At 73.1% G+C, this 7,886-nt stretch carries 7 protein-coding genes; 3 read left to right on the forward strand and 4 right to left on the reverse strand.

Features of this window, described 5'->3' with window-relative positions; genetic code table 11:
• A partial coding sequence (locus tag VGP36_08985) for a PEP/pyruvate-binding domain-containing protein (protein ID HEV7654852.1) occupies window positions 1-1,249 on the reverse strand: 1,249 nt, incomplete at its 3' end.
• Window positions 1,250-1,848: 599 nt separating this feature from the next.
• Window positions 1,849-2,583: a DinB family protein gene (locus VGP36_08990; GenBank protein HEV7654853.1), complete on the reverse strand. Its 735-nt coding sequence runs from the start codon at window positions 2,581-2,583 to the stop codon at window positions 1,849-1,851.
• Between the two features lie 380 nt (window positions 2,584-2,963).
• Here VGP36_08990 and VGP36_08995 point away from each other — a divergent pair, with 380 nt between their 5' ends.
• The 3 genes from VGP36_08995 (at window position 2,964) to VGP36_09005 (ending at window position 6,293) form a co-directional block, all read left to right on the forward strand.
• Window positions 2,964-4,319 (forward strand): ATP-binding protein, encoded by a 1,356-nt coding sequence (locus VGP36_08995; protein ID HEV7654854.1) that lies wholly within the window; start codon window positions 2,964-2,966, stop codon window positions 4,317-4,319.
• Window positions 4,320-4,490: 171 nt separating this feature from the next.
• A complete protein-coding gene (locus tag VGP36_09000) occupies window positions 4,491-5,135 on the forward strand; it encodes a DedA family protein (GenBank protein ID HEV7654855.1) in 645 nt (214 codons plus the stop codon).
• Window positions 5,136-6,293, forward strand: coding sequence for a hypothetical protein (locus VGP36_09005; GenBank protein ID HEV7654856.1), 1,158 nt, complete (start codon window positions 5,136-5,138; stop codon window positions 6,291-6,293).
• Here the strand turns inward: VGP36_09005 and VGP36_09010 are convergent.
• On the reverse strand, window positions 6,281-7,222 hold the full coding sequence (locus tag VGP36_09010) for a hypothetical protein (GenBank protein HEV7654857.1): 942 nt from the start codon (window positions 7,220-7,222) through the stop codon (window positions 6,281-6,283). The genes VGP36_09005 and VGP36_09010 overlap by 13 nt on opposite strands.
• A 225-nt stretch (window positions 7,223-7,447) precedes the next feature.
• Window positions 7,448-7,886 (reverse strand): hypothetical protein (locus VGP36_09015; GenBank protein ID HEV7654858.1); only part of this gene is annotated, 439 nt, incomplete at its 5' end.

Consider the following 7,886-nt stretch of genomic DNA (forward strand, 5'->3'; position numbering starts at 1 on the left):
CGGGCCCCGCGTCCGGGAGCGTCGGGATGAAGTCAGGGCGGTCGACGACGGTCTGGAGCGCGTCCCGGACCAGAGGCTCGCCCTTGCCCACGAGGGCCAGGAGCGCCGCGCGACTCGTCGGCGCGCCCAGGCTTCGGGTCACGTCGACGAACAGTCGGCCCGCGGCCTCGACCATGGGGGCAGGGGTGATGTGCAGGAACAGCGATAGCCCCAGCGGCTTCATGGGGTCCGTCATCATCTGCTGATGACCGACGGAGATGTAGACGTGGTTCCCTCCGTCGGCGTTCGCGGGGATGGGGAACAGCGTGGTGATCGGCCGGCTCTGGACGATCTGGAAGTCGTCGTCGGCCACGCACCATTCGATGTCCTGGGGACGGCCGAAGTGCGCTTCGATCCGCCGGCCCAGCTGCGCGAGCCGCACGACCTGCGCATCCGTCAGCGCGGGCTGCTGCTGGCGCTCCGGGTCGATCGCCTGTTCCTGCGTCCCGCCCGCCGGCGAGGCGTCGATGGCGAGCTGCTTGGCGGCGATCGCCTTGGCGACGACCACGCCGTCGCGCACCGTGTAGACGTCCGGGTTCACCAGGCCGGAGACCAGGGCCTCGCCGAGGCCGAAGCTGGCCTCGACCGAGGCGACCTTCCGGTCGGACGTGATGGGGTCGGCCGTGAACAGGATGCCGGCCGCCTGCGGGAAGACCATCTGCTGCACGACCACGGCCATGTGGACCGTACGGTGGTCGATGCCGTTGCGCTGGCGGTAGGTCACGGCCCGCTCGGTGAACAGCGAGGCCCAGCACCGGCTGACGTGCTGGAGGATCGCCGCCGGCCCCACGACGTTCAGGTACGTGTCCTGCTGGCCGGCGAAGGAGGCCGTCGGCAGGTCTTCTGCCGTCGCGCTGGATCGGACGGCGTAGGCGCCCTGCTCGCCGAGCTGGGCGAGCGCGCGGGTGATCGCCGCCGCGAGATCACCCGGAACGGCGATCCCTTCGATGGTTCGGCGGATCTCCGCGCTGAGCGTGCGGATCGCCTCCCGGTCGTCCGGGTTCAGGCGCGCCAGCTGATCGAGCCGCTCGTCGATCGAGGGCGCTTCCGCCATGATCCGCCGGAAGGCGTCCGTCGTCACGCAAAAGCCAGCCGGCACGCGGATGCCGTCGATCCGCGACAGCCCGCCGAGGTGCGCGCCCTTGCCGCCGACGACCGCGACCTGCGTCTCGTCAACCTCGCGAAAACCCAACACGGACTGCTCGATCATCGCGATACCTCCGAGGCAGCCGTGCTCCGTCGCCCTGCACCGGCCGGTCGAATCACCGGCGTCCCGCGCAGCTGCCTTCCCCTCGGCCAGTCGGGCGGCGCGCACCTCCGCGTCCAGCGTCCGCAACGCACCGCCGGTCCCACCAGCGGTTCGTCACCGCGTCCCCCGTCCGTCGACAACAACACACACACGTCGTGGCCCCATGTCTTCGTCCGTTCCTGGTCCGGCCGCCGATTCTGCGGCCCGACCCGGGTCTTGCCGCAAGCCCCCCGGTGCGCTATACGTTAAAAGTGGCAAGGAGTGAGATCTCCTTGCCTTTGTCGTCCGCTGGGAACTGTCCCGTGCCGGGTTCAGTGCCGTCCGGATGCCATGCGGACGATCCGTTTCTTCGCCTCCCGCAACTCGGCCAGCTGGCCGACGGCCGCGCCGGGCTTCACACCGTCCACCCCGCCGGGCAAGCCACCTCAGATGTTACCGATCCGTGCAGCAGACCCCCGGCCGCTGCTCCCTGGCGCGTACGAGGCGGCAGCGCCGGCCGCGATCAAGTTGACGTCGTCCAGCTCCCGGATCACGGGCTACTCGTGACCCCTCCGGGGCCGTCAGCGTTGGGATTGTGGAGCGTCCTGAGCCGACAGCTTGTCGAGGTCGCGGATGCAGAACCCATGGTGGGCCCACTCCTCGGTGAGGACGGTGCCGAGGCAACCGCGCACCGACATCCCCCGGGCGTACGGGGGCCAGCCGTCTCCGTCGGGCACCGGCGCGGTCCGGGCGAGCTGCTCGGGGGTGACCTCGGCCAGCCACGTCTCGAGCTGCGACGCCTGCCGGTCCCGCACGTCGAGCACCTCAGCGAGGCTCGGCTGGGCCGACCGATCGAGGCCCTGCTCCTCCTGGTCGGGCACGAACGCCGCGGCCAGACCGAGGGCCGTCAACGGCTCGGTCAGCCCGAGCACGCAGCGGCGGAACCACGAGTCGTGCACGAAGACGAGGTGCCGCACGGTCTCCACCATCGACCACTCGCCGTCGACGCCGCGATCCTCGCTGCCCGCGGGCATGGACCGGACCCGCTCGACGGTCGCGGCCCAGCCGGCCCGCAGCTGCCGCCAGGCCTCCCGCAGGTCGGCCGGCTCGCCGGACCGCATCAGCAGCCGCACCGGATGCCGGCGGTTGAGCTCGGCCTCGACGTACGAGGTGACCTCGACCCCGTTCACCACGAGGTTCGTGACCAGGCCGTCTATCTCAGCATCCTGCATGACCACCCCGACCAGCCGCGCCCGGCTCAGATCACACTCGCGGAACTCGGCGCCGGTGAGGTCCTCGTCCTCGAAACGTCGCATCCGGACAGGATAAATAGGACCGCAAGATGCCGTCCGCGACCGCACAGACCCGGCTCCAGGTGACGCTGAGAGGCCGTAGCGAGGTAGTAGGCGGAGTCGACCGCCACCGTCCTCAGGGCCCTGAGAAGGTGCCGACGGGTACGGTCCACGCGCTCCCGAGGTGTCAATGCCGGAGAACAGGGTCGTTCGGGGCCGCGAGGATGGCGTCCTGGCCGGGCGGCGGAGTGCGCCGGCTCTCGCCGGCGCTGGGACGGCGCGGCACCGAAGGACATCGGGCCGGCGGCCTCCAAGGAGGCACCACACCGACCTGACGCATACAATCTGACACAGTGCGCGCCATAGTTCACTGTCGGACCGCGCGCGTCCGGGGGACAGCGACGATGCGGGGATGGCGTGACCTGTCGGTCGTCGCCCGGGCGCTGCTGCGGCACGCAGTGGTCAGCCTGCTGGCGCTGGCCGGGATCGGCGTGGTCGCCGGCGCCATCTGCATCCACCTGGTGCAGGACGCGGCGCTGCGGCAGGCGAGCCGCGACGGGGACGGGATCGCCCGGCGCGTGGTCGCCCCGTTCCTGACCGACGGCGTGTACGAGGGGGAAATCGACTCGCAGGTTGCCCTGGACCGACGCGTGCGCGCGCGGCTGGTCGACGGCACGATCCAGCGGATCAAGGTGTGGTCCGCCGACGGCGTGATCGTCTACAGCGACGACCCGCGGGAGATCGGCCTGCGCTACCCGCTGGCCCCCGACGACCGAGCGGTTCTGGCCAGCGGCGGCACGGACGCCGACGTCTCGGACCTGACCAAGTCGGAGAACCGGCTGGACCGCGGCTTCGGCGAGAGCCTCGAGGTCTACGCCGGCGTCCGCGACACCCGTGGCCGGCCCGTCCTCGTCGAGACCTACTTCACCGCCACCCGCCTGCACGCCGACGAGTCCGCGCTCCTGTTCCGGATCGTCCCGGTGATCCTCGGGGCCGTCGTCCTGGTCGGCCTCATGCTGGTGCCGCTGGCCTTCGGCCTCGCCCGGCGGATCGCCCGCCACGAGCGGGAGCGGCACGCCATGGTCCGCCTCGCGGCCGAGGCGTCGACCGTCGAGCGGCGCCGTGTCGCCGGGGAGCTGCACGACGGCGTGATCCAGGACCTCGCCGGCGTCGGGTACGCCCTGACCGCCCTCGACGGCCAGCTCGCCGGCCTGGAGGGCACCTCCGCGCCGGACGCCGGCGGCTGCCGGACCGGCACCGGGGACGTCCGCGGAGTTCTGCAGCGCGTCCAGCACCTGGTCCACGAGGACGTGCTGGCCTTGCGCGAGCTCACCAGCGTGCCGTACGCCGACGCCGCTGTCGGGGCCACCGACCCGGTCCGGGCCCTGCACGTCGCCGCTGAGGAGATCCGGCGCAGCGGTACTCCGGTCGAGGCAGACCTCGGCGCGTTGCCGGCGCTGTCCGGCCCGCACCGGGAGGCATTGGTCCGTGCCGGCCGCGAGGCCCTGCGCAACGCCGCCACGCACGCACCTGGCGCCCCGGTGCGGATGACGTTGGCCCCGCACCGGCGCGGGGTGGTTCTGAGCGTGACCGACAGCGGTCCCGGCTACCGGATCGGCTCCGCTCCCGGCCCGCTGGAGGGCTGCATGGGGCTGGCCCTGCTCAGCGACACGGTCGAGACGATCGGCGGCCGCCTGACCGTCATGTCCGCCCCGGGGCGGGGCACGACGGTCCGGCTGCTGCTCCCGCTCCCGCAGTAGAGCGACCGCGGTCGGGGACCCGCGCCGACGGAGTCCGAAGTGGACAGAGAGCGTCGCAGTTGGCCTGGTGCTAACCCGGTCCTTCGTACCGTCGAGACGTCGGCAGATCGCGCCGGCGAGGAGGACGGTGTCAGTGGCGAACGTGGCTCGGGCCGAACGTCGGAGCATCCGGTGAGCGCCCTCGTCGACGCGGTGCTCGGCCTGCCGGGCTGGGCCGTGTACCTGGCCGTGGGTGGCCTCGCCTTCGGTGAGGCGGCGGTGTTCGCGGGGATCGTGCTGCCGGGCGAGACCGCGCTGCTCGTGGGGGGTGCGCTCGCCGCCTCCGGCCGGGTCAGCCTGCCGGTGCTCCTCGCCGTCGCAGTCGCGGCGGCGGTCCTCGGCGACACCACCGGGTACGAGATCGGCCGCCACGGCGGTCCCGCCCTGCGCCGCAGCCGGCTGGGCCGGCTCGTCGGCGAGGCGCGCTGGGACCGGGCGGAGCAGTTCGTAGCCCGGCGCGGCGGGTTCGCGGTCGCCGCCGGCCGCTGGGTCGGCGTCGCCCGGGCGCTGGTGCCCGTGCTGGCCGGCGTGACGCGCATGCCGTACGGGCGGTTCCTGGTCTGGAACGTCCTCGGCGGCAGCACCTGGGCCGTCACCGCGGTCCTCGGCGGCTATCTCGCCGGCGCGTCCTGGCCGCACCTGGCCGGCGTGCTCGGCCGTACCGGTTCGGTCGCTGCCGCCGTCCTGGTCGCCGTCGTGGTCGTCGTCGCCCTCATCCGCCGACGACGTCGGGACGGCGCACCTGCCGCCGAGCCCGCGACGGTCGGCGGCCGGTAGATGTCCGTCTTCCCGGCCCCGCCGCGGACCCCGCCCGAGACGCCCGCCCGCTCGCCGATGTGGCGCTTCGCCCTGCTGGTGATCGCCGGGTGGTCCTCCGGCTGCTTCGCCGCGTACGTCGTGCGCGGCGGCACGTCCTGGCACTACTTCGCCCAGGCCCAGCAGGCGCTGATCGATCTCGACGACCACGTCCGCGGCGGCCTGCACGTGTACGCCGGGCTGCCGTCCCTCCAGTTCGGACCGGCCGCCTTCGCCGCCGCCGCCGTCACCGCGCCGTTCGGTCCGCGCGCTCTGCTCGTCGCCCAGGTGGCCGGCGTGGTCGCGGGCATCGTCATCCTCGGCGCGATCCGCGACATCGCGAGGCGGACCCGGCCCGACCTGAGCGCGGCCCGGATCGACCGGCGCACCCTGTTCGCCGGGATGTTCGTGGTCCCGGTCTGGGGCTATCTCGCCGTCTCCGTGGCGCACCTCGACGACGTCCTGACGCTGCTGTTCGCCGTGCTCGGCCTGCGGGCGGCGGTCGCGGGGCGCGGCGTGCTGGCCGGCGCGCTGCTCGCGCTGGCCGTGGACGCCAAGCCGTGGGCGCTCCCCTTCGCCTGCCTGCTCCTGCTGCTGCCGGCCGACCGCCGCCGGCCGGCCGTCCTGACCTACGCGACGGTCGTGGCCCTCGCCTGGCTGCCTTTCCTGCTCGGCGACCTCGGCACCGTGCACGCGCTGCGCTACACGATCCCGAACACCGACTTCTCCGCGCTGCGGGTCCTCGGCGTCACCTCGCCGCGGACGCCGTCGTGGGACCGGCCGGCGCAGATCCTGGTCGGCCTGGCCGTGAGCCTGCTGGCGATCGCCCACCGACGCTGGGAGTTGGTGCTCCTGGCGACGATCGCCGCCCGGGTGGTGCTGGACCCGGGCACGAACCACTACTACGCCGCGGGAATCGTCGTCGCCGCGGCGGCATGGGACGTCGCCGGCTCGCGCGGCTCGTTTCCCTGGTGGACGGCGATCTCGTCGGCGGGCCTGTTCTTCGCGCGCAGTCTGCCGCTGCCACCCGCGGCCAACGGCATCGCCCTGATCGTGTTCTTCGGCGCGGTCTGCGTTCTCGCCGCCCTTCCTCGGCGTGAACGCCGATCGCCGAGGGGCCTGCTGGCTCAGAATGCGTAGCGCAGCGCCCCTGCGGGCAGGCCCTCCGCGGGGGCCAGGAACACAGTGGCCGGCACGGTCACGTCGGACGGCAGGGAGATCAGCATCCGGGCGTCCGAGCCGTCGGGCTTCACCGACTCGAGCGCGCCCGCGCTGCCCTGGGTCTTCGTCACCACGACGTGAGACTCGTCGAGCCAGCCGACCGGCTGCCCCCGGACGGCGAAGCGGCCGACGACCCGCCCGTCGGACGTGGCCACGGACAGGATCTGGGGCGGGCCGCCCTCCCGGGCCGGATCCCCGAGCACGATGAGCTCGGCGCCGGACGGCGACCACGGATGGCTCCCGATCGGGGTCCCTGCGGCCGGGATCGATCGGATCAGTCGGCCGCCGGCCGAATAGAACGCCACGCGGTTCGCGGAGCCGGCCCGTGCGCCGACTCCGGCGTAGGCGACGACGAGGCTCTTGCCGTCGGGCCCGAACAGGGCCGTCGTCGGCAGCAGGCCGTTGCCGGGCGGCACGACGGCGACGGTGGACGTCGTGCGGGAGCGGACGTCCACCGTGACGACGGCCCCCTTCGGGCCCACCCGGCCGGCGAGACCGGCGAGCGTCCTGCTGTCCGCGGACCACGCCACCGCCTTCACCTCCCGGCCCGTCGCCACCCAGGACGTTCTGCCGTCCACTGTGGACATCAGAGCGACGCGGCCGGTGTTGTCGGGCACCGCGAGGTACGCACCATCCGGCGACGGGACCGGCGCGGCCAGCAGGCCCGGCGTCCTGGGCCGGCGCTCGACGAAGCGTCCGCTCCGGCGATCGAGGACCTTGAGGACGCCGTCGGCGGACCCGGCCGGGACGTAGGCGAACAGGACGTGCGCCGGTCTCGTCGAGGGCCGGCCGGGTCCAGCCGGCGATCGTGCGGCGTAGCAGGCGGTCGCGGCCGTGGCGACCGCCACCGACAGGACCATGCTGGGCAGACGTTGCCACATGTCGGTTCCCGTCCTGCCGCGTAGGGACGGCGTACGACGGCCGTCGCTGCGACTGAGACTGTGACTTCCGCGGTTGGGCTCGGGCCGACTCTACGAGCGCCAGGGTTAGCAGAAGGACAACTCGGCGTACGGACAGGATGGAGCCCCGCGGCCGGGGGCAGGCCGCGGGGCTCCAGATACGTGCTGTCCCGGCTAGTTGCGCACCACCACCGCCTGGGCGAGCAGGACACCGCCGCGGCTGCTCTCGATGCTGACCGTCCGGCTGGCCGGCGGCTGCGGGCCGTTGGCCAGACGCAGGCTCCAGGCGCCGAGCGCGTCGACCGACGCGGTCCCGAGCTTGGTCCCACTCAGCGAGTTGCCGAGCCAGACGGTGATCACGTTGCCGGTGGTCACCGTGGCCGTACCGACGACACGCCACTCACCCTTGCTGGTCCGGAACTCGATCTGGCTGGTGGTCAGCACGTCGGGCTGCGGGCTGATCTGAACGTTCGCGACGTCCGTGCCGCCCGGGCCGGTGACGGTGAGCTGGAAGATCACCGGGTCGGCCGTGTTCGGCATCGTGAAGGTCGGCTTGGCCACCGTCGTGCTGGACAGCGTGGCGGCCACGCCACCGGTCTGCGCCCACTTGAAG

The organism is Mycobacteriales bacterium, assembly GCA_035995165.1.
In the GTDB taxonomy this organism is placed as follows: domain Bacteria; phylum Actinomycetota; class Actinomycetes; order Mycobacteriales; family CADCTP01; genus CADCTP01.